Source organism: Afipia massiliensis (genome assembly GCF_001006325.2).
Lineage (GTDB): Bacteria > Pseudomonadota > Alphaproteobacteria > Rhizobiales > Xanthobacteraceae > Afipia > Afipia massiliensis_A.
Window position 1 is genome coordinate 2,432,850 of the sequence record NZ_LBIA02000001.1, and the last position, 20,176, is coordinate 2,453,025.

The 20,176-nt window shown below is 62.0% G+C and carries 17 protein-coding genes and 1 tRNA gene; 10 read left to right on the plus strand and 8 right to left on the minus strand.

The features are described from left to right. Positions 1 to 112 precede the first annotated feature (112 nt). The 6 genes from YH63_RS11615 to YH63_RS11640 all read left to right on the plus strand — a co-directional run bounded on the left by YH63_RS11615 (position 113) and on the right by YH63_RS11640 (position 6,156). On the plus strand, positions 113 to 1,039 hold the full coding sequence (locus tag YH63_RS11615; protein WP_205717112.1) for a LysR family transcriptional regulator: 927 nt from the start codon (positions 113 to 115) through the stop codon (positions 1,037 to 1,039). Positions 1,040 to 1,207: 168 nt separating this feature from the next. Then, a tRNA-Glu gene (locus tag YH63_RS11620) sits at positions 1,208 to 1,282 on the plus strand. A gap of 248 nt (positions 1,283 to 1,530) precedes the next feature. Next, entirely contained in the window at positions 1,531 to 2,856 is a 1,326-nt protein-coding gene (locus YH63_RS11625; protein ID WP_046827465.1) for an ABC transporter substrate-binding protein, read from the plus strand. Between the two features lie 324 nt (positions 2,857 to 3,180). Next, on the plus strand, positions 3,181 to 4,809 hold the full coding sequence (locus YH63_RS11630; protein ID WP_246658046.1) for an NADP-dependent glyceraldehyde-3-phosphate dehydrogenase: 1,629 nt from the start codon (positions 3,181 to 3,183) through the stop codon (positions 4,807 to 4,809). Between the two features lie 143 nt (positions 4,810 to 4,952). Beyond that, entirely contained in the window at positions 4,953 to 5,795 is an 843-nt protein-coding gene (locus YH63_RS11635) for a hypothetical protein (RefSeq protein WP_046827464.1), read from the plus strand. Positions 5,796 to 5,928: 133 nt separating this feature from the next. Further along, the gene (locus YH63_RS11640; protein ID WP_083992575.1) at positions 5,929 to 6,156 is read left to right on the plus strand and encodes a hypothetical protein; all 228 of its coding nucleotides are present in this window, start codon (positions 5,929 to 5,931) and stop codon (positions 6,154 to 6,156) included. A 4-nt stretch (positions 6,157 to 6,160) separates the two neighbouring features. Here the strand turns inward: YH63_RS11640 and YH63_RS11645 are convergent, their stop codons facing one another. Then, positions 6,161 to 7,390 carry a multidrug effflux MFS transporter gene (locus YH63_RS11645; protein WP_046827463.1) on the minus strand — a complete coding sequence of 410 codons (1,230 nt, stop codon included), beginning with the start codon at positions 7,388 to 7,390 and terminating at the stop codon, positions 6,161 to 6,163. Positions 7,391 to 7,632: 242 nt separating this feature from the next. Between YH63_RS11645 and htpX the strand changes: the two genes are divergently transcribed. After that, positions 7,633 to 8,559 (plus strand): zinc metalloprotease HtpX, encoded by a 927-nt coding sequence (htpX, locus tag YH63_RS11650; protein WP_046827462.1) that lies wholly within the window; start codon positions 7,633 to 7,635, stop codon positions 8,557 to 8,559. Between the two features lie 82 nt (positions 8,560 to 8,641). Here htpX and YH63_RS11655 read toward each other — a convergent pair whose 3' ends face one another. Together YH63_RS11655 and YH63_RS11660 are read right to left on the minus strand one after the other, a co-directional pair. Continuing rightward, on the minus strand, positions 8,642 to 8,842 hold the full coding sequence (locus YH63_RS11655) for a cold-shock protein (protein WP_006021915.1): 201 nt from the start codon (positions 8,840 to 8,842) through the stop codon (positions 8,642 to 8,644). Between the two features lie 159 nt (positions 8,843 to 9,001). Next, entirely contained in the window at positions 9,002 to 10,741 is a 1,740-nt protein-coding gene (locus tag YH63_RS11660; protein ID WP_046827461.1) for an adenylate/guanylate cyclase domain-containing protein, read from the minus strand. A gap of 183 nt (positions 10,742 to 10,924) precedes the next feature. Here YH63_RS11660 and YH63_RS11665 point away from each other — a divergent pair, with 183 nt between their 5' ends. Further along, positions 10,925 to 12,490: a glycosyltransferase family 39 protein gene (locus YH63_RS11665; RefSeq protein WP_046829573.1), complete on the plus strand. Its 1,566-nt coding sequence runs from the start codon at positions 10,925 to 10,927 to the stop codon at positions 12,488 to 12,490. Positions 12,491 to 12,507: 17 nt separating this feature from the next. Here the strand turns inward: YH63_RS11665 and YH63_RS11670 are convergent, their stop codons facing one another. Continuing rightward, on the minus strand, positions 12,508 to 13,551 hold the full coding sequence (locus YH63_RS11670; protein WP_046827460.1) for a YcjF family protein: 1,044 nt from the start codon (positions 13,549 to 13,551) through the stop codon (positions 12,508 to 12,510). After that, entirely contained in the window at positions 13,548 to 15,017 is a 1,470-nt protein-coding gene (locus YH63_RS11675) for a YcjX family protein (RefSeq protein WP_046827459.1), read from the minus strand. Before YH63_RS11675 ends, YH63_RS11670 begins: the two co-directional genes overlap by 4 nt. A gap of 205 nt (positions 15,018 to 15,222) precedes the next feature. Here YH63_RS11675 and trhA point away from each other — a divergent pair, with 205 nt between their 5' ends. Beyond that, positions 15,223 to 15,924 (plus strand): PAQR family membrane homeostasis protein TrhA, encoded by a 702-nt coding sequence (trhA, locus tag YH63_RS11680; RefSeq protein ID WP_046827458.1) that lies wholly within the window; start codon positions 15,223 to 15,225, stop codon positions 15,922 to 15,924. A gap of 136 nt (positions 15,925 to 16,060) precedes the next feature. Further along, positions 16,061 to 16,858 (plus strand): SDR family oxidoreductase, encoded by a 798-nt coding sequence (locus YH63_RS11690; RefSeq protein ID WP_046827457.1) that lies wholly within the window; start codon positions 16,061 to 16,063, stop codon positions 16,856 to 16,858. Positions 16,859 to 16,964: 106 nt separating this feature from the next. Here the strand turns inward: YH63_RS11690 and YH63_RS11695 are convergent, their stop codons facing one another. Genes YH63_RS11695 through YH63_RS11705 form a run of 3 tightly spaced genes read right to left on the minus strand, consistent with a single transcriptional unit; the run spans position 16,965 to position 20,107 of the window. Continuing rightward, positions 16,965 to 17,819 (minus strand): FAS1-like dehydratase domain-containing protein, encoded by an 855-nt coding sequence (locus tag YH63_RS11695; RefSeq protein WP_046827456.1) that lies wholly within the window; start codon positions 17,817 to 17,819, stop codon positions 16,965 to 16,967. After that, complete coding sequence (locus YH63_RS11700) at positions 17,816 to 18,934, minus strand: CaiB/BaiF CoA transferase family protein (protein WP_046827455.1); 1,119 nt, start codon at positions 18,932 to 18,934, stop codon at positions 17,816 to 17,818. The genes YH63_RS11695 and YH63_RS11700 overlap by 4 nt, the downstream gene beginning before the upstream one ends. 9 nt (positions 18,935 to 18,943) lie before the next feature. After that, positions 18,944 to 20,107: an acyl-CoA dehydrogenase family protein gene (locus YH63_RS11705; RefSeq protein ID WP_046829572.1), complete on the minus strand. Its 1,164-nt coding sequence runs from the start codon at positions 20,105 to 20,107 to the stop codon at positions 18,944 to 18,946. Between the last annotated feature and the right edge of the window lie 69 nt (positions 20,108 to 20,176).

The window sequence follows — 20,176 nt, forward strand, 5'->3', positions numbered from 1 at the left end:
AGTGAGGGCTCACAGGCCGGACCAATGAAAAATCGGGCGCCGAACTATAGAGATGGTGCATGGAGATGACGGCGTTTACCGGATACCGTGCGCCGGATTGCAGAATTCTCGCATGCCGCGGTCTGACATGAATTCCCTTGGCAAGATCGATCTCAACCTCTTTGTCGTGCTCGAAGCCATCTTCACCGAAGGCAACATCACGCAAGCCAGCAAGAGTCTGAATCTGACCCAGCCGGCGGTCAGTCATGCGCTCGCGCGGCTGCGCCAGTTGCTGAACGATCCGTTGTTCGTCCGCGACGGTCACAAGATGGTGCCGACGGCGCTGACCCGGCAACTGATCGGGCCGGTGAGGGCCGGGCTTCGCGAGATGACCGGCGTCCTGTCTCAACTGGATGATTTCGATCCCACGACATCGCGCAGGCATTTCAGGATCGGGCTGCGTCATACCATCGAGTCCACGATCTTTCCCTCGCTGGCGACGCTGATCTGCAATGAGGCTCCCGGTGTCGAAATCTCCACGCATCATCACGATCGTGAAACCATTCAGAGCGCGCTTGCTGCGGGCGAGTTCGATGTGGTGATCGATATACTGGTGTCGTCCGCGCCGGATATTCCGCTGCGGCGGCTGTATGGCGGCAAGCTCGTTGTCATCGCGCGGAAGGATCATCCGGTTCTTCGCGAGCCGTGGGGGCTGGAGGCCTATCTGGCGCAGGATCATATTCTGGCGAGTTCGCGAAAATCGGCGCTGGGATATGAGGATCAGGCGTTGCAGGAGATCGGCCGGAAGCGCCGCATTCGCGTTCGGTGTCAGGGCCAATGGACCGCGAGCCGGCTGGTGGCGTCCTCGGACATGCTCTTCACGCTGCCGGAGCGCTTTGCCGAAACCGTCGGCCGTCAGCTCGGAAACCAGATTCTGCCGTTTCCGCTGGATGTTCCCGCGGCTCACCTTTTTCTCTACTGGCATTCGAGCGCCGAGAACGATCCCGCGAACCGGTGGCTCCGGGAGAAAATTACGCAGTTGTACGGCGCGGAGGGCTGATCCGATCGCCAGCGCACGGCAGTCCGCTGGCCTTCGTGCATTGACCATTTTGAGCGCCCGGCGCTTGCAGTCGCGGGATTTCGAGGCTATCCCTTCGCGGCGCGTATTCCGCAAAAGTGGGTACCGGTTTTGCGACCAGAATACGCGCTATGTTATGATCTGGTGCTTGCTCCCTTCGTCTAGCGGTTAGGACGCGGCCCTCTCAAGGCTGAAACAGGGGTTCGATTCCCCTAGGGAGCGCCATTCCCTCTCAAGGGACGCGCGTGCGCTGCAATCGCCGTGGCGAGCGACCGCACAACCTTCCATCATATGTAATCAGGATATTGCGATCAGGGCTTCGCCTTGCGACGCTCATTGATCGCGCCGCGGGCAGATGATTACATCGGCGCGCTGGGGCTTTGCCAGCCCATTCGAGAAGGATTTCAGACACGCAGACATTGATTTGAAAATATTGGCCGATCAACGGCCAATACATCAGGGAGGAGACGACCATGACCGAGTTTACGCCGGATCGACGATCTCTGCTCAAAGGAAGCGCCGCCACGCTGGCTGCGGCGGCGACCATGTCAGCCGACCAGATGCTCGGCTACGCCAAAGCCTGGGCGCAAACCGCGCCATGGAAGCCGGAAGCCGGCGCCAACATCAACATGCTGCGATGGAAGCGGTTTGTGGAGGCGGAGGATGTCGCCTTCATGAAAATCGTCGATGCCTTCCAGAAGGCGACCGGCGTGAAGATCAATATCTCCAATGAATCCTTCGACGACATTCAGCCCAAGGCCTCGGTCGCGGCCAATACAGGGCAGGGCCTCGATATGGTGTGGGGCCTGTATTCGCTGCCGCATCTGTTTCCTGAAAAGTGCGTCGATGTCACCGACGTGGCCGACTATCTCGGCAAGAAATACGGCGGCTGGGCGCCGTCCGGCGTTGCCTACGGCAAGCGGGGCAACAAGTGGCTCGGCATTCCGGTCGCGGCGAGCGGCGGCCTGGTGAATTACCGTATCGCCGCCATGCAGAAAGCCGGCTTCAAGGAGTTTCCGAAAGACCTCGCCGGATTCCGGGAATTGATCAAGGGCCTCAAGGCCAACGCGACGCCTGCCGGCATGGCGCTCGGCCACGCGACGGGTGACGCCAACGGATGGCTCGCGTGGGCGATGTGGGCGCACAACGCCTACACGGTCGACAAGGACAACAAGGTAACCATCAACTCGCCGGAGACGGCCAAGGCGCTGGAATACGTCAAGTCGCTCTATGAGAACTTCATTCCCGGCACGGTCTCCTGGAACGACAGCTCAAACAACAAGGCGTTTCTGGCCGGCCAGCTCCACCTCACCACCAACGGTATTTCGATCTATGTCGCGGCGAAGAAGGAAAATCCCGCGATAGCGCAGGACATGGATCACGCGCATCTGCCGGTCGGGATCAGCGGGCAGGTGCGGGAGCAGCATCTCGGCTTTCCGATCCTGATCTTCAACTTCAGCAAGTATCCGCAGGCCTGCAAGGCATTCACTGCGTTCCTGATGGAAGGGCCCCAGTTCAATCCATGGATCGAGGCGGCGCAGGGATACCTGTCGCACTTCCTGCTCGCTTACGACGCCAATCCGATCTGGACAGTCGATCCCAAGAACACGCCGTATCGCGATGTCGCCAAGCTGGCATCGACCCCGGCTGGCCGTGGCACCCTGAACGAAAGTGCCGCGGCCGCGATCGCGGACTTCGTCGTCGTCGATATGTTCGCGAACTACTGCACCGGGCGTGAAGATCTCAAGGGCGCGATGGCATCCGCGGAACGGCAATTCAAGCGAATCTATCGGACCTGAGGCAACACTGACGGTTTCGGCGCGTGGCGATCAAATTGCCGCGCGTGGATGATTTTCCACGGACGTCATTGCGAGCGAAGCGAAGCAATCCAGAGCAATAAGTAAAAGAGCTGGATTGCTTCGTCGCTTACGCTCCTCGCAATGACGGCCATCTGGGCGATCTGCCCATAAAAAGGCCAGCCGCATTATCATTTCGACTCATTCATCCGGCACACTACACTGACCATCCCAAGGCCGGCCGGTTGACGCCGGTCCCCCCGCCCCTGTCCGTGCCCGCAGTTTTGCCGGGGGCGGTTCGCGGAACACTTTGCAATCGATGAGGTCATGATGCTCACGTCGCAGCAGTTGAAGGAATTGTTTCCCGAGGAAAGCCTGCTGAAGGATTGCGATGTGCCGCCGCCGGTTCATCAGCGCGAAACGCTGGTCAACGGAGAACTGAGGCCGTGGACCGGACCGGTAGAGACCGTGCATTCGGCAATCTGCGTGCGCAAGGCCGACGGCTCGCTGGAGCAGGTTGAACTCGGCAGTCATCCAATCGGCGGCGTGCCTGAGGCGCAGGTCGCACTCGACGCTGCCGTGGCGGCCTATGACAACGGGCGCGGCGAATGGCCGACCATGACGGTGGCGCAGCGCATTGCCTGCATGCAGGATTTCACCCGGCAGATGGTGGCCCGCCGCGAGCAGATCGTCGCGCTCATCATGTGGGAGATTGGCAAGACACTGCCGGACTCACAGAAAGAGTTTGATCGCACCGTCGAATACATGAAGGCGACCATCGAGGCGTTGAAGCATCTCGACAACGACAACTCGCGCTTTACCATTGTCGAAGGCACCATCGGCCAGATCCGCCGCACGCCGCTCGGCGTCGTCCTCTGCATGGGGCCGTACAACTATCCGCTCAACGAAACATTCGCGACGCTGATCCCGGCGCTGATCATGGGCAACACCATGGTGTTCAAGCCCCCGAAATTCGGCGTGCTGCTGTTTCAGCCGTTGCTCGAAGCGTTTCGCAGCGCGTTTCCGAAGGGCGTGATCAACACGGTCTACGGCAAAGGCTCGGAGGTGGTGCCGATGCTGCTCGAATCCGGCAAGGTCAACGTGCTGACCCTGATCGGCTCCAGCCGCGTCGCCGACCATCTCAAGAAGATGCATCCCAAGGTCAATCGGCTGCGCGCCATTCTCGGCCTCGACGCCAAGAACGCGGCCATCGTGCTGCCCGATGCGAATGTCGAACTCGCCGTGAAAGAATGCCTGCTCGGTTCGTTGTCATTCAACGGCCAGCGCTGCACGGCGCTGAAGATGCTGATTGTCCATCGTTCGATCGTCGACAAATTTCTCGCGCGGTTCACTGAGGAATTGGCCAAGCTAAAAGCCGGCATGCCGTGGGACAAGGGCGTCACGCTGACGCCGTTGCCGGAATTCGGCAAGGTCGAGCACATGACGCGGTTGGTTTCTGACGCCAAGGAGAAGGGCGCCAAGGTGATCAACGAAGGCGGCGGCGCGAGCAGCGGCACGCTGTTCTATCCCGCCGTGGTCTATCCGGTGAAAGAGGGCATGCTGCTGTATCGCGAAGAACAGTTCGGCCCGATTGTCCCGGTGATGGCATTCGACGACATTGATACCGCGCTCGAATACGTCATCACCTCCGAACACGGCCAGCAGGTCTCGATTTTCAGCGAAGACGCAGAGACCATCGGGCGGCTGGTCGATCCGCTGGTCAATCAGGTCTGCCGGGTGAACATCAATTGCCAGTGCCAGCGCGGACCGGACGTCTTCCCGTTCACCGGCCGCAAGGATTCGGCGGAAGGTACGCTCTCGGTCACCGACGCGCTGCGCTCGTTCTCGATCCGCTCGATGATCGCGGCGAAGCAGACCGAGGATTCAAAACGGCTGCTCGACGACATCGTGCGCGACCACACGTCGAACTTCATAAATACTGGGTTCATTTTGTAATTGATACAAAACTCACGGATGGCGCGCGTTGCCGCCGTGAGTTCTCGATGCGATCTCGCTGTCGAAACGAAGCGCTGTCCGGGTAACGAATTCTCAACCAATTCGTGGTTACCAAATAGTAAACCATTTCGGAGTTAGCGCTCATGACCGACCATACTGCCGACGGTGATATCAAGCAGACGGGCAATCACAGCGAAGCATCGCTGGTTCCGGAAACCGGCGATATGGTTCAGCATGAAGCGAAGGCTGCAGATACGGCAAAGGAAAGCGCTTCCACGCATGTCGCAAGGCAGCCGTCCAAGGAAATCACCTTGCAGCGTCTGACGGCGCACAGTTCCTGGGAAGATATTGTTTCCAATGAGAGTGCCGCGCGCGAGCAGCAATTCAATGCCGCCGCCGCTCCGGAAGCCAACGGCCGTCGCCTCTCGATAGCGGCCATCGTCGCCATCGCCGCCGCTGTCGGCGCCATTGGCGGCGCGTTCGCGACGGCGGGTGTCGGGCATTATCTAAAAAGCGACCAGACCGCCACCGTTGCGGCCGATGCCGCTGCCGCGCAGGCGCGTTCGATGGAAAGCGCGATCGGGAAGATCAACTCCGACATCGCAGCCCTCAAGACCAGCAGCGCAGCGCAATCCGCGAAGATTGTTGAGCGGATCGACCGCGTCGAGAAGGCGCAGGCCGAACCCGCCGCGAAACTGGCGAAGCTGAGCGACGCCGTTGAGAAGCTGCGGACACCGGCACTCGCGCCGGAAACCACTGGCTCGATCGCCAACAATCAGGCCGCACAGCTGAACCGGCTTCCCGTTGTCTCCGGCTGGACGCTGCGCGAGGTGTCCGACGGCATTGCGACCGTGATCGGCCGACAGGGAGTCTTCGACGTCATTCCCGGCGATCCGCTGCCCGGCGTCGGGCGGGTCGATGCGATCCGCCGTCAGGATGGCCGTTGGGTCGTCGTCACCAGCCGCGGTCTGATCGTGGCGCGTTGATCGTCGCGCGTTGAGCGCGGTGTCCGCGCGGGCCCTTTGAAAATGCGCCAGACCGCTAAAATTTGAGTGTTCGCCTGAACGGACCGGCATGATCTCGCTGGCATGATGCAGCCTCTGATGAAGAGGAACGAGCATGCCTGCATTTCGAGTGATTCCGCGCCTCCATGTGGTTAATTTTTTCGCCCATGAGGTGATCGATGCATCTGGCGACGTACCGCCCGCGGCAAACGACAACAATTGTCCGTATTGCGGCGGCGTGCTCGAGCCGGGCGACAAGGCATCCGACTGTTCCGGGTCTGGTTCCGATACGGGCGCCTGGCCGATGATCCCGTTCCCCAAGGGGTGGGGCGCGTCCTGCTGAAGAACTAGCGCGCGAGAGCCGCGCGCTGGCCTGCGAGATACAAGATCAATCCAAGCATGGTTAGCGCCGCCTGTACGATGCCGATGGCAAGCGTCGCGCTTGTAATCGATGCGGTCAGGACGACGCCGACCGCCGCACCTGCCATCTGCAGGAACCCAAGTAGCGCCGATGCAAGGCCGGCCCTGTCGCCGAAGGGCTGCAACGCTGTGGCCGTCGCCAGCGGGCTGACCATGCCGAACCCGGCCAGGAAGATCAGTACCGGGATAAGGTAACTCCAGATCGTCGGGGTCACCCAGTGTGCCAATAGCAGCAGTGTGCCGCCCATGGTCGCAATGATAAGGCCAGCTAGCGTGGCGCGGGCATGCCCGATCTTGATTGCCAGCCGCGGCGCGGTCATGCCGGATCCGAACACGACGAACACGGTGCCCGCAAAAAACAGGCCGAGCTGGATTGGCGAGAAGCCCAGCCCGTCGATCAGGATGCGTGGAGACACCGAGAACATCGCGAAGATGGCACCCATGAACAGCCCGATGGTTCCGGCCGGTGCGATGAAACGCAGGTCGGTGAGCAGGCCCCAGTATCCGCGCCGGATCGCGGTCAATTGTATTGAGACATTGCTATCGGGCCGATGAGTTTCGCCCACGAATCTGAAATAGGCGAGTGCAACGGTTGCCCCGAACAGGCCGACCACGAGAAATTCCGAACGCCATCCGGAGGTAGCATCGAGCAGGCCACCGATCAGCGGCGAGAAGCCGGGAGCAGCGGACATAGCGACCATGATGAAGGCCAATGCCTTTGTCAGGTCTTCGCCGCTTAACAGATCGCGGGCGACGGCGCGCGACAGGACGGAGGCGGCACATGCGCCCAGCGCCTGAATGGTGCGCCCCACCAGCATCATTGGCAGGGTCGTGGAGAATTCGCACCAGATGCTGCCCAACACGAAGATGCCAAGTCCGAACATGACCGGCTTCCATCGGCCGTAACGGTCCGACAGCGGGCCGACGATCAATTGACCGACGGCAAAAACCGCAAGGTAGACACTGATCGTCGACGAGACGGCGGCGGTCGAGACATTCAGGTCTTTCGCCATCGAGGGCAGGGACGGCAGCAGGATGTTCGTCGCAAAGGATCCGACCGCGGCCAAGGCGGCGAGAACGCTGATGCGCGCGAATATCGATGACGGTGCGCGAGCCAATGTCAGCTTGTTGCCGTCGCCGATGTTCTGAATGGTCATCTGGAAGTTTCCTTTTTTGCTTTTTATATGATGATCATCATATATCAAAAGGGAAATGTCGGCCTGAGCTCCTTGTTTTTCGCCGGGTGACGGTTGCGGCTGGGACATGGCGGTGCAGGCTTCGCGGCGAGGACGCGACGCGCCGCCGCAGGAACCGGGCTCTTGAATGAGGGCCCTGGTCCTCACCATTTATGAGGCTGGAATGGGACATCCCCGGCAAACCACCGGTCAGGAGGAGGCGAATGAGTTACTTTAAAACGGCGGTTTTGCTTGCCGGGTTGACGGCCCTGTTCATGGGAGTCGGCTACCTGATCGGCGGAGCGGGCGGCGCGGTGGTCGCGCTGGTGATTGCCGCTGCCACCAACATGTTCGCATACTGGAACTCTGACCGCATGGTGCTGTCGATGCACGGCGCTCATGAGGTCGACGAGCGCAGTGCGCCGGACCTCGTGCGGCTCGTGGCAGAACTGGCAGGGCGCGCGCAGTTGCCGATGCCGAAGGTCTATCTGATGGACAATCCGCAGCCGAATGCGTTTGCGACCGGCCGAGATCCGCAGCATGCCGCGGTGGCGGTGACCACCGGTCTGGCGCAGTCGTTGAGCCGTGAAGAACTGGCTGGCGTGATTGCGCATGAGCTGGCGCACATCAAGAATCACGACACGCTGATCATGACGATCACCGCGACCATCGCAGGCGCGATCTCCATGATTGCTCAGTTCGGGATGTTCTTCGGCGGCAATCGCGAAAACGGTCCGGGCATCATCGGCTCACTGGCGATGATGATCCTGGCGCCGTTGTCCGCGACCATCGTGCAGATGGCGATCAGCCGCACGCGCGAATATTCGGCGGACAACATGGGCGCGCGGATTTGCGGTCAGCCGATGTGGCTGGCGTCGGCACTGGTCAAGATCGACAACGCCGCGCATCAGATTCCGAACATGGACGCCGAGCGCAGCCCCGCGACCGCGCACATGTTCATCATCAATCCGTTGTCGGGTCAGGGCATGGACAATCTGTTCTCGACCCATCCGTCGACCGAGAACCGTGTCCATGAGTTGCAGCGTCTTGCTGGCGAACTGGGGCCGCGCGGGGGCTTGGCAACCGCGCCGGCAAATGCGTCCAGCAACTCGCGTGAGCCCTGGGGCAGACAGCGTGGCCCTTGGGGTTGATCCCAGAACTGATCCTGGGGCTGATCACGCGTCGCAGAGTTAGCAAAGGTCCGATCCAGTTCTGCTGAATCGGACCTTCCTATCAGACCTTGAGATTTTCCGCCGACGTCTTGCCGCGGTTGGCGACTTCTTCGTACTCGACCGATTGTCCCTCGTTGAGGGTCGAAAGACCTGCCTTCTCAACTGCCGAGATATGCACGAACACGTCCTTGCCGCCGTTGCTGGGCTGAATGAATCCATAGCCCTTGGTCGGGTTGAACCACTTCACAGTACCTTTAGCCATTCCGTAGTCTCCAGAGGGTAAGACCGATAACAAAACGTCGAACCCCGCGGATGGGCGTGTCCAACGGCGCGCACGATACGCGGTAAGTTTGAGCCTTGATAGAGAAAATGGCGTTTGAGGCGGCCGCTTTCGCTCAAACTTTGCTCGAATCTGGCGATTTTATGCTGCTGCAACTGCGAAATCGGCGACCAGATCAGACAGCATTCCGGCTTTTTTGACCGTGTAGACGATCAAGGGTTCGACCCGGCCGCGGATGGGGACCTCGGCCTGAGGCAGGTCGCCGACAGAAACGTGGGCGGTTTTCAGGACGTCTCCGGACACCACCACTTCGCAGGACAGGGCCTTGGTCATGTCCTGCAGCCGCGCCGCGACGTTCACGGAATCTCCGAGCGCGGTGAAGACCGTGTGCTCCTCGGAGCCGATATCACCGATGATCACCTCGCCGCCGTGAATGCCGATCCCGAAGCGCAGCGGCTCCGGCACGTCGTTGCCGAGAAATTCGTTCAGCGCATCGACATGGATCGCGATCCGCGACGCCGCTTCGATCGCCTGCCTGCAGGCGGTTTGCGGATTGGTCGAAAGTCCGAACAGCGCCAGTTGCCCGTCGCCGACAAACTGGTTTGGCTGCCCGCCGCATTCGACCACGGCCTGCGAAACCGCCGTCAGGAAGCGGTTGATGATGAAAACCGTATCGAACGGCAGCAGCTGTTCGGCGAGCTTGGTCGATCCACGCATGTCGACGAACATGCTGACAACGTACCGCTCGCGCCCCGGAAGAGCGGGCTTGATGGTTGCGGCCGATGCCGCGGTCGTATGCGCGGGAAAGATCTGGAAGAAGGAAACGTCGGTCCGGGGGCGTAGCTGGCAGGCGAGGCGGATGGCGGGATCGTGGCCCGCGCCGACGCGCTCCAGCACGAAGGTTTCGCGGTTCGACGGCTCGGGCAGGGCGCTGCAGTCGCCGATGACGCGGATGCGGCAGGTGGAGCAGCGCGCCCGGCCGCCGCAGACGCTGGAATGGGGAATGTTGAAGCGGGTGCTCGCCTCCAGCACGCTCAGGCCGATCGGGACGCGAACAGTCTTGCCATTGCCGTAGGACAGCCTAACCAGGCCGCGGCGGCGTTCCACCAGCGCGCGGACGCCGCGTGCGGCAAGCGTCAGCCCGATCAGCCCGAAATATCCATAAAGCATGGCGGAGCTGATCCGTTCGAGGGCGGCCTGATCGGCGCTTGTCCCGACCTTGTCGCGCGAGAGATTGTCCGCCCGCCATTCCGGAGCGGCGCTCGCGCGCTCGACTGTTCGGCCGGCCTGATAGAGGCCAAGCAGGGACAGCGTCGGCAGGATTACGGCGAGGGCGAGCAGCAGCGACGATATTTTCCTGAAGTACGGCTTGGTCCGGAGCCAGAAGTAAATTCCGATGCAGCCATGCACCCACGACACCACCAGCACGGCGAACATCATCCACTTGAGATGCGGGCGGGCCACCCAGTAGTTGAAAAGGACCTGCGGGTATTCCTTCTCGTGGCCAAACATCGGCGCGGCGATCCGGACGCCGACCAGATGTCCGATGACGAAGACCGGAATGCTGAGGCCGAACACAAGCTGCGTCATTTCGATGGCGGTCCAGCGAAACTGGCGGCGTGCGTAAAGCGCCCAGACGCCAAGGCCGAGATGCGTCAACACCGCGCCATAGAACACGATCAGGACCGGCCAGCTCTGCCAGAACAGCATGTGATAGACGAGCGCCTCGTCCGTCGCGGCGAGCGAGATGTTGCCAAGCGCATGGTTGGTGAAGTGGCTGATGAGGTAGGCAAACAGGATAAGGCCGGTGGCGAGCCGCACCTGACGAATTCCGATCCCGCGCAGGAACCGGGGAAGAGGCGAGGCGGCGGTTTCGGCCATGCTGCAAATCGCTCGATGAAAACAACTGAATGCACGATGCGCCCGGATCGCCCGGAGGCCATGAAATCCTAACGAAGATGTCGCGGCAGCGCCATGGGCCGGCGATCGCGCTTTCACCTTTTGGGGAGGCACAGGGGACGGGCTGGTTTGACTTCACCGATGCAGTCGCGGAAAAGCTACCGCATGGAGAAGGCTGTCACGACCGGAATCACAAAAGAGCAACGTCTGTCCCCGCGCACCATGCTTGCCGCGGTCATCGCGATTTCCGTTCTTGTGACCTTGCAGGTGGTCTACGCCGTGACAGCCGATCTGCGCACGGACGAGGCCTATTACTGGACGTTCTCCAAGGAAAACGTGCTGTCCTATCTCGATCATCCGCCGATGATCGCGTGGGTCGTGCGCTTCGGCACGGCGATCTTCGGCGATACCAATTTCGGCGCGCGGTTCGGCGGGTTGCTTGCGATGTGGATCGCGCTCGCACTTCTGGCGGACATCGTCTGGCGGCTGACGCGCGACCGCCGCTTCGTCCTTCTTGCCGTGCTGATGCCGCTTGCGGCGCCCGAATACGGATTGTTCGCGTCGCGGATTCTGCCCGATGTCGCGCTGATCCCGTTTTCACTCGCCATGGTCTGGTCGCTGGTGCGGTTGACCGAAAGCAACGACAGCCGCTGGTGGCTTGCCGCCGGATTGTTTGGCGGATTGGCGCTGCTGTCGAAATACACCGCGATCTTCTTTGCGCCGGCCATCCTGGCGTTTGTGCTGGTACCGCCGTGGCGGACGCGCTGGCTGCGAAGTCTTTATCCGTGGATCGCGGTGGTCATCGCACTGCTGGTGTTTTCACCGGTGCTGATCTGGAACTGGCAGCATGACTGGGCGTCGTTCAAATTCCAGTTTATCCGTGCCGGTGCGGACCATGGCATCTCGGCACGGACCGTCAGCGATTTTCTCGGGCTTCAGTTCGCGCTGGTCGGCCCGATCCTGTTTCCAGTGGCGTTGGCAGGTGCGACGATGCTGGCATGGCGCGGTTATCGGCGGCGCGATCCGGCCTTTATTCTGATCTCGACCTGCGCGCTGGTGCCGTTCGCTTATTTTTTGTGGAAGTCGCTGTCGCTCCGGATCGGCGACACCTGGCCGATGCTGGTCTGGCCGTTCGCCTTTGCCGCTGCCGCGATCAACCTTGCCGAGATCGAAAAAGAGCGGCGCTCAAACTGGATCTTGCGCACCGCTGAACCATGGGCAAAGGCCGCGATCGCGCTCGGCATCGTGCTGAACGTCGCGATTTTCTATTACTACGCCGTCAGCAGTTTCGCATTCGCCGCGACCAAGGATCCGGTGGCGAAGGAAGCCGGTTACGGAGAGATCGCAAGGCGCGCCAAGGCCACGGCAGATCAGGTTGGCGCGACATGGATTGCGACGCTCGACTACCGGATCTACGCGGAATTGCGCTGGCATCTCAAGGACAGCATCCCGGTTGTTCAGGTCAATGAGCGAAGCCGCTTCATCGGCTTCAAGGATTTTTCCAGCGAGGCCATGAAATCCGGTATCGGGCTTTATGTCGACAGCATGCCCAACGACGGAAACGTGATCGAGACAAAGACGCCCGCTGTGTTGCGTCCCGTCGGACAGGCGGTCCGGACGTGGCGGGGTGTCGTGATCGAACCGTTCGCATTCAAGACGATCACCGGCTGGGTGCCAGATTTGTCGCCGCCGCCGGACTCGCCGTTCTATCGCTGGCGATTGCTGAACTGACGATTGTGCTGTAGCGCTCAGGTCTTCTGATCATCTCCGCCAGCCCGCCGCAGCAGGTCTTTCGCGAGGTCGGACAGCGCGGGACGCGGCAGCGCTTCAAACGGCAGCGGTCGCGTCACGTCGATGGCGGCGAGGCCGAGCCGCGCGGTGAGCAAGCCGTTGAGCAACCCTTCGCCGAGCTTGGCCGAGAGCTTCGCGGTAATGCCGTGGCCCAGCATCTGCTGGATCAGGCTGTCGCTGGCGGCCATGCCGCCGGTCAGCGCCAGATGCGCCACCACATGGCGCATCAGCCGGATCATGCCGAGCGTGCCCGGGCGTCCGCCGTAGAGCCGCGCCAGTTGCCGCACCAGACGCAGCGCCGCCGCGAACACGAACAGCATGTCGATGACCGCGCCCGGACTGACCGCGGTGACCAGCGAGACGCGCTGCGCCGCGCTGGAGACCAGCCGGCGCGCCTCCTGATCGAGCGGCGTCATGAGTTCGCGCTCGGCCAGCCGCACCATGTCGGCGCCGTCGATGATATCGCGGCCGTGCTCCTCCAGCGCGGCGCGGGCGCGGGCAAGCCTTGGACTGTCGTGCGCCACCTTAAGCAGGTCGCGGACGATGGCGTCGCTTTCCTTGCGGTCATCGCTCAGGAGCACAGCGTTGGCTCGTGCGTGCAGCTTCTCGATGGTTTCCAGCCGCGCCAGGCTCAAGGCCTCCCGCGCGATGATGACCACCAGCGCCACCACGGCGAGGATGGCGAACACAAGTCCGATATAGCCGAGGCTGGCGCTACGGTTGAACAGGTCCTCGACCAGATTGGAGATGCCGAGACCGAGGCCGAGCACGACAAGCCCGCCGAGCGCAGTCCAGAACACGCCTCCCCAGCCGAAGCCCTTGCGGACCGGTACGGCTGGCTCATCGATGACAACGGGAAGCTGCGCAGGGTCGGATTCCGGCGTGATGTGGACCTTGCCGCGCGCAGGACGCGAGGGATCGTCCTCGGCATCCATCAGGATGACGCGGGGATCATCGAGCTTGAAGGCCGCCGGTTTGCGGTGGTGCGGCTTGTCGCTCATTGCAGCTTGTCTCCGATCAGGAACTGAAGCGCACGGTCGAGGCGGATATGGGGCAGGGCGGGCTCTTCGCCACCCTCACGCTGCAGCAATGGGGGGCGAAAGCGCAGAAACCGGAAGTCGGTCTGGTCGGATGCGGCGTTGGACAGGCCACGGAACGTGCCATCGCCGCTGAACAGATCGTCGAGCTTGGCCGGAAGGTCGCCGGGGAAGGTCGCTGCCTCCGTCTCGCCGTCAAAGACTTCATCGCCGGACATCTCGCCCTCTTCGGGCGTGCCGAGGATCGAGGGCAGCTTCTCGCGGCCCTGCTGCACCAGCGCTTCACGGGTCGCGCGCACGGCGGCCAGCGCCACCACATCCACGCCCGCGCCCGCGAACTCGGCGCGCGAGGCGGCGCGCTCGACCATGCGCTTCAGGATGGCCTCCAGCTTGTCGTGACTGGTGTGATGCAGATGGTCAGCCTTGGTGGCGGCGAACAGGATCTTGTCGATGCGCGGACGGAACAGCGAATTGATGAACGTGCTGCGGCCGATGTTGAAGCAGTCGAGAATGCCCGACAGTGCACCTTCAAGATCCTTGAGCGCCTCGGGCCCGGCGTTGAACGCAGCCAGCGCATCGACCAGCACGATCTGCCGGTCCAGCCGCGTGAAGTGATCGCGGAAGAACGGCCGCACCACCACGTCCTTGTAGGCTTCATAGCGCCGCCGCATCATCGCCCACAGCGAGCCGTCCGGCGCCGTGCCGTCCTGCCGCACGTCGAGCGGCGCGAAGGTGAGCGCAGGCGATCCCGCGAGATTGCCGGGCATCAGGAAACGGCCGGGCGGCAAGAGACTCATGGCAAAGCGCTCGTCGCGGCAGGCGCGCAGGTAGTCGGTGAACAGCTTCGCCGCGGTCAGCGTTGCCTGTTCGTCTTCGCGCCCGTTCGCATCGAGCGTTGCCAGATGGGCGTGCCACTGCGCCGCAAGTTTTGCGCGCGGCTCGCGGCGAGACAGCGCGAGGCTCTCCGCCGACCACTGCTCGTAGCTCTTGTTCAGCAGTGGCAGGTCGAGCAGCCATTCGCCAGGATAATCCACGAGATCGAGCGTCAGCGTGCGGGTCGCCGCGTTCTGCCGCTGGTACTCGATCACGAGGCGCAGCTCGCTGATGTCGGTGGTCGAGTGGGGCCAGCGCCGGTCTTCGATCAGGGTGCGGACGTGCCCTTCATAGGCGAAGCGTGGAACGGCATCGTCGGGCTGCGGCTCGAGTCGCGCGCGGGCGATCCGGCCCGTCGCCAGCGACTCGAACACCGGAAAACGGCCGCCGCGCAGCAGGCCGTGAACCAGCGCAGTGATGAAGACAGTCTTGCCCGCGCGTGACAGGCCCGTGACCCCGAGCCGTACCGTGGGATTGAACAGGCTTTCGCCATACTCGATCAGAGAGCGGATGGAGAGGCGGGTGTCTTCGACAATGTCCGAAAAGCTGGGTGCCATAATTCCATCAAGACTTTATCGGACAGGGATAAACTGACAAAAATACAAGCCGTGCGACAGTTCTGTGAAACTGGAGACTTATGGGGTGGAAATCAAGTTTCAAAGCCATTCTGATTCCTGATCACGTCCTTTTCAGGTTTCATTGACCGTCACCAAGTTATCATTGGTGCTCACGTAAGATGAACCCGCAAACCCGATTGTATGCATGACGATCTTCCGATTGAAGCAGATCAGCTCTCACGCCCGGGTCGCGGGCGGCGGCGTGGTTCGCTGGGACTATGATCGCGCGGAGCTGATCGCGGACGGCGTGGTGCATGTGCTCGGCATTGCCTCCGGATTGATCGCCGCTACGGCCCTCGTGGTCGTTGCCGTCCTGTATGCCTCGACCAAGGAAATCGTTTCGGTATCGGTCTACGTCGCCGGGCTGCTTGCCATGCTCGGCCTGTCGGCGACCTATAACCTCTGGCCGGTCTCGCCCGTCAAATGGGTGTTGCGCCGCTTCGATCACTCGGCGATCTACATTCTGATCGCTGCCACCTACACCCCCTTCCTGGCGCAGATGAACGACCGCTTCATGGCTGTGGTCCTGCTGATCGGCGTCTGGTCGGTCGCGGCGGCGGGCATCGCGCTCAAGATCTTTCTGCCCGGGCGGTTCGATCGTCTCTCCGTCGGGCTCTATCTCGCGATGGGATGGAGCGGCGTCATCGCCTATGACAGCCTTGTGGCCTCGCTGCCGAACTCGACGCTCTGGTTCATTGCCGCGGGCGGGCTGATCTACTCACTCGGCGTGATCTTCCATGCCTGGGAGCGGCTGCGGTTTCAGAATGCGATCTGGCATTCCTTCGTGCTGCTCGCTGCCGCATTGCACTATACGGCGGTGCTCGACATGGTTCTGGTCGCGGCCTGAAGGTTTTTCGTCATTGCGAGGAGCGCTTGCGACGACGCAATCCAGCTTTTTTTCGTTGCTCTGGATTGCTTCGCTCCGCTCGCAATGACGGCTTGAGTCGATTGATCCGGCGTCGTTTCCCGCCTAAAACGTCTGCATGAAAGTTGCAGGAAAAGTCGTTGTCGTCACCGGCGGCGCGAATGGCATCGGCCAGGCGCTGTGTGAAATCTTCCATCGCGAGGGCGCGGCCAAGGTCGTGGTCGCCGATCTCGAAGGCGCGCGGGCCAAGACCGTCGCCGACTCCATCGGCGGCGCATCGTTCGCCTGCGATGTGGCTCAGGAGAGCGACATTCTCCGTGTCATCGACGAAACCGAAAAACAGTTCGGTCCCATCGATCTGTTCTGTTCGAATGCCGGCATCGGCGGCGGGTTCGATCCGCTTTCGGAAAACGCCGGCGGCACGTCGGACGAACCGTGGGCGCGAAGCTGGGCGATCCACGTCATGGCGCATGTCTATGCGGCGCGCCATCTGATCCCGCGCATGAAGACGCGCGGCGGCGGATATTTCCTCAATACGATTTCGGCGGCCGGGTTGTTGTCGCAGGTCGGCAGCGCGGCCTATTCGACCACCAAGCATGCGGCCGTGGGCTTTGCGGAGAACCTCGCGATCTCGCACAAGGCGCACAACATCCGGGTCTCGATCCTCTGCCCGCAGGGGGTCGAAACCAACATGCTGAAGGGGCTGCCGAAGGGCCCGCAATCCAACGACGGCAATCTGATGCCCGAGGATGTTGCAAAGTCCGCGCTGGAAGGCATCGACCGCGAGACGTTCCTGATCCTGCCGCACCCGCAGGTGATCGACTACATGCGCAAGAAGACCGATAACTACGATCGCTGGATCGGCGGCATGGCCAAGATTCAGGCCAGCCTGCGCGAGGCGTTCAGCAAGAAGTAAAAGCCGCCCCGGATTACTCCGTCATTGCGAGGAGCAAAGCGACGAAGCAATCCACTCATGGCTATAGCTCTGGATTGCTTCGCTTCGCTCGCAATGACGAGTTATTTTACCACGTCGCAGTGCCCTTCATGGTCGGAGCGCCGGCAGCATTGGCGGTCCACACTTCCAGCCCGCCATCCTTCTCGTTGCCGTTGACGCTGAATTCCGCGCCGTCGAACAGTGGATTGACGCCGCGATAGACAAACTTCGCGGGCGCCTTGCCGCCATGCTGGCGGGCGGCGAACTCGATCAGCAGCGATGCCTGCAACGGGCCATGCACGATCAGGCCGGGATAGAACTCGACCTTGGTAACGTAATCGCGATCGTAATGAATGCGATGACCGTTGAAGGTCAGCGCTGAGTAGCGAAACAGCAAAACCGGATCGGCCATGTGGGTTTCGCGTATTTTTCCCGCCGGGGCAGGTGCGGGCGATACAGCCGGCTTCTGATCGCCTGCCTTAGGCATGTCGCGATAGACGATATCGTGGCGCTCGCGGATGGCGATGCCGCGCGGCGTTGTGATGCTGTGCTCCACGGACACGAAACACAGTGCGCCGGTGCTGCCGGTCTTCATCGTCACGTCGGAGATGCGCGATGATCGCGTGACCGTATCGCCGACCCGCAGCGGATCGATGAATTCGATCTGGCCGCCGGCCCACATCCGGCGCGGCAGCGGCACCGGCGGCAGAAATCCTCCGCGGGCGGGATGGCCGTCCGTTCCGATTTCGCTCATAGGCGCGACCGGCTGCGCGAGGCACCAGTGCGTCGTGAGCGGTGCCGGGTCGCCTTCAAAGGGATTGCCGATGTCGAGGAACAGCGTCGCGCGCAGGCCCTTCACCAGTTGAACGGTGATGACGTCGGACGCTTCCTGGGTGCGGCCAATCCACTGGCGCAGATGATCGATGTCGGGTTTGCTGGTCATGATTTCTTGCCTCGCGGAATCTCGCTGGTGGATTCGCCGACCGCCGGCACAGCGCCATAATGCCGCTGTTCGCCAATCACGATGGAGGCGGGCGCAGGATATGCGACGACGCCATTCGGGGTCGCGACTTCGATCCGGCGCAAATGCGGATGTGCCGACAGGTCATCCATGGTGTTGACCTCGGCGAAGGCGATGTCGGCGTCGGTCAGGCGCTTGAGCAGTTCATCGCGGGTCATGGTTCTGAACACGCCGGCTACTGTGTCGTCGGTCAGTTTACGGTTACGGACGCGCTCGACCATGTTGGAAAAACGCGGATCGCTCGGCAGGTCGGGCATCGCCATGACCTCGGTGCAGAGTTTCTTCCATTCACGCTCGCTCTGGATCGAGATCAGGATGTCGCGATCATCCTTCGACGTGAACACGCCGTAGGGCGCGATCGAGGTGTGGGCGAGACCGATGCGCTTCGGCGGCGTGCCGGCTTCCGCGTTCAGCAGCGGGACAGCAAGCCAGTCGGCCATCACATCGAACATCGAAATGCGGATGTCTGCGCCTTGCCCGGTGCGCGACCGGCCAATCAGGGCTTCGAGAATCGCCGCATGCGCCGTCGCGCCGGTGGCGATGTCGACGATGGACAGGCCAACGCGGGCGGGTGCATCCGGGCCGCCGGTGATCGAGGCAAGCCCGCTCTCAGCCTGAATGAGCAGGTCGTAGGCCTTGCGGTCGGCGTAGGGGCCGTCGTCGCCGTAGCCGGAGATGGTGCAGATCACCAGTCCCGGATAATCCTTGCGCAGGCGTTCACGCGTGAATCCGAGTTTGTCCATCGAACCGGGCTTGAGGTTCTGCACCAGCACGTCCGCGCCCGCGATCAGTTTCTCCAGCGCCTTGCGTCCATCGTCGGTGGCAAGATCGATCACGACGGAGTCCTTGCCGCGATTGAGCCAGACGAAGTAACTGCTCTGGCCCTTGGCGGCGGCATCATAACCGCGGGCGAAATCGCCTTCCGGTCGCTCGACTTTAAAAACGGTCGCGCCGGCATCTGCGAGACGTGAGGTACAGAACGGGGCGGCAACCGCCTGCTCGACGGCGATGACGGTCAGTCCTTCAAGCGGCAGCATCGATCTCTCTCAATAGGAACGCGGCATGCCGAGCACGTGCTCGGAAAGATGCGACAGGATCAGGTTGGTGGAGATCGGCGCGACCGAGTAAAGCCGCGTTTCGCGGAATTTCCGCTCGACGTCGTATTCCTCGGCGAAGCCGAAGCCGCCGTGGGTCTGGATGCAGGCGTTGGCCGCCTCGAACGACGCGTCGGCGGCGAGCATCTTGGCCATGTTGGCTTCGGCGCCGCAGTCCTTGCCGGCCTCGTAGAGGCGCGTGGCTTCCCGCACCATCAATTCGGCGGCGCGCATGTTGGCGTAGGATTTGGCGATCGGAAACTGGATGCCTTGATTCTGGCCGATCGGCCGCCCGAACACCGAGCGTTCCTTGGCGTAGTCGCTGGCCTTCTTGATGAACCATTTGGCGTCACCGACGCATTCCGACGCGATCAGGATACGTTCTGCATTCATGCCGGACAGGATGTAGCGGAAGCCCTTGCCTTCCTCGCCGATGAGATTTTCGGCCGGCACTTTCATGTTGTCGAAGAATACTTCCGTGGTGGCGTGGTTCATCATGGTGCGGATCGGCCGGATCGTCAGCCCGCCGGCCTTCTTCGCTTCCTGCATGTCGACGATGAAGACCGACAGGCCGTCGGTGCGTTTGGCTGCCTGCTCCTTCGGCGTCGTGCGGGCCAAGAGGATCATCAGGTCGGAATATTCGGCGCGGCTGGTCCAGATCTTCTGGCCGTTGACCACGTAGTGGTCGCCCTCGCGCTTGGCGAAAGTCTTGAGCGACGACGTATCGGTGCCACTGGTCGGTTCGGTCACGCCGAAGGCCTGCAGTCGCAGCTCGCCGCTGGCGATGCGCGGCAGCCACTTGGACTTCTGTTCCTCGCTGCCGTGCCGCAACAGCGTGCCCATGGTGTACATCTGGGCATGGGTGGCGCCGCCATTGCAGCCGGCGCGCTGGATTTCCTCGAGGATAGCTGCTGCCGCCGACAGCTTCAGCCCGGAGCCGCCATATTCCTCGGGGATCAGCACCGAGAGATAGCCGGCATCGATCAGCGCCTGCACGAACTCTTTCGGGTACGCCATCTCGCGGTCCAGCTTACGCCAGTATTCGCCAGGGAATTGGGCGCAGAGTTTCGCTACGGATTCGCGGATGTCGGAAAAATCTTGCTCTTGATGTGTCATGTCCATGCTTTGGCAGATTGAGGATGCGCGTTCCAGCCGCGCCAGACGCGCAGCCGTATTCCGATTTTG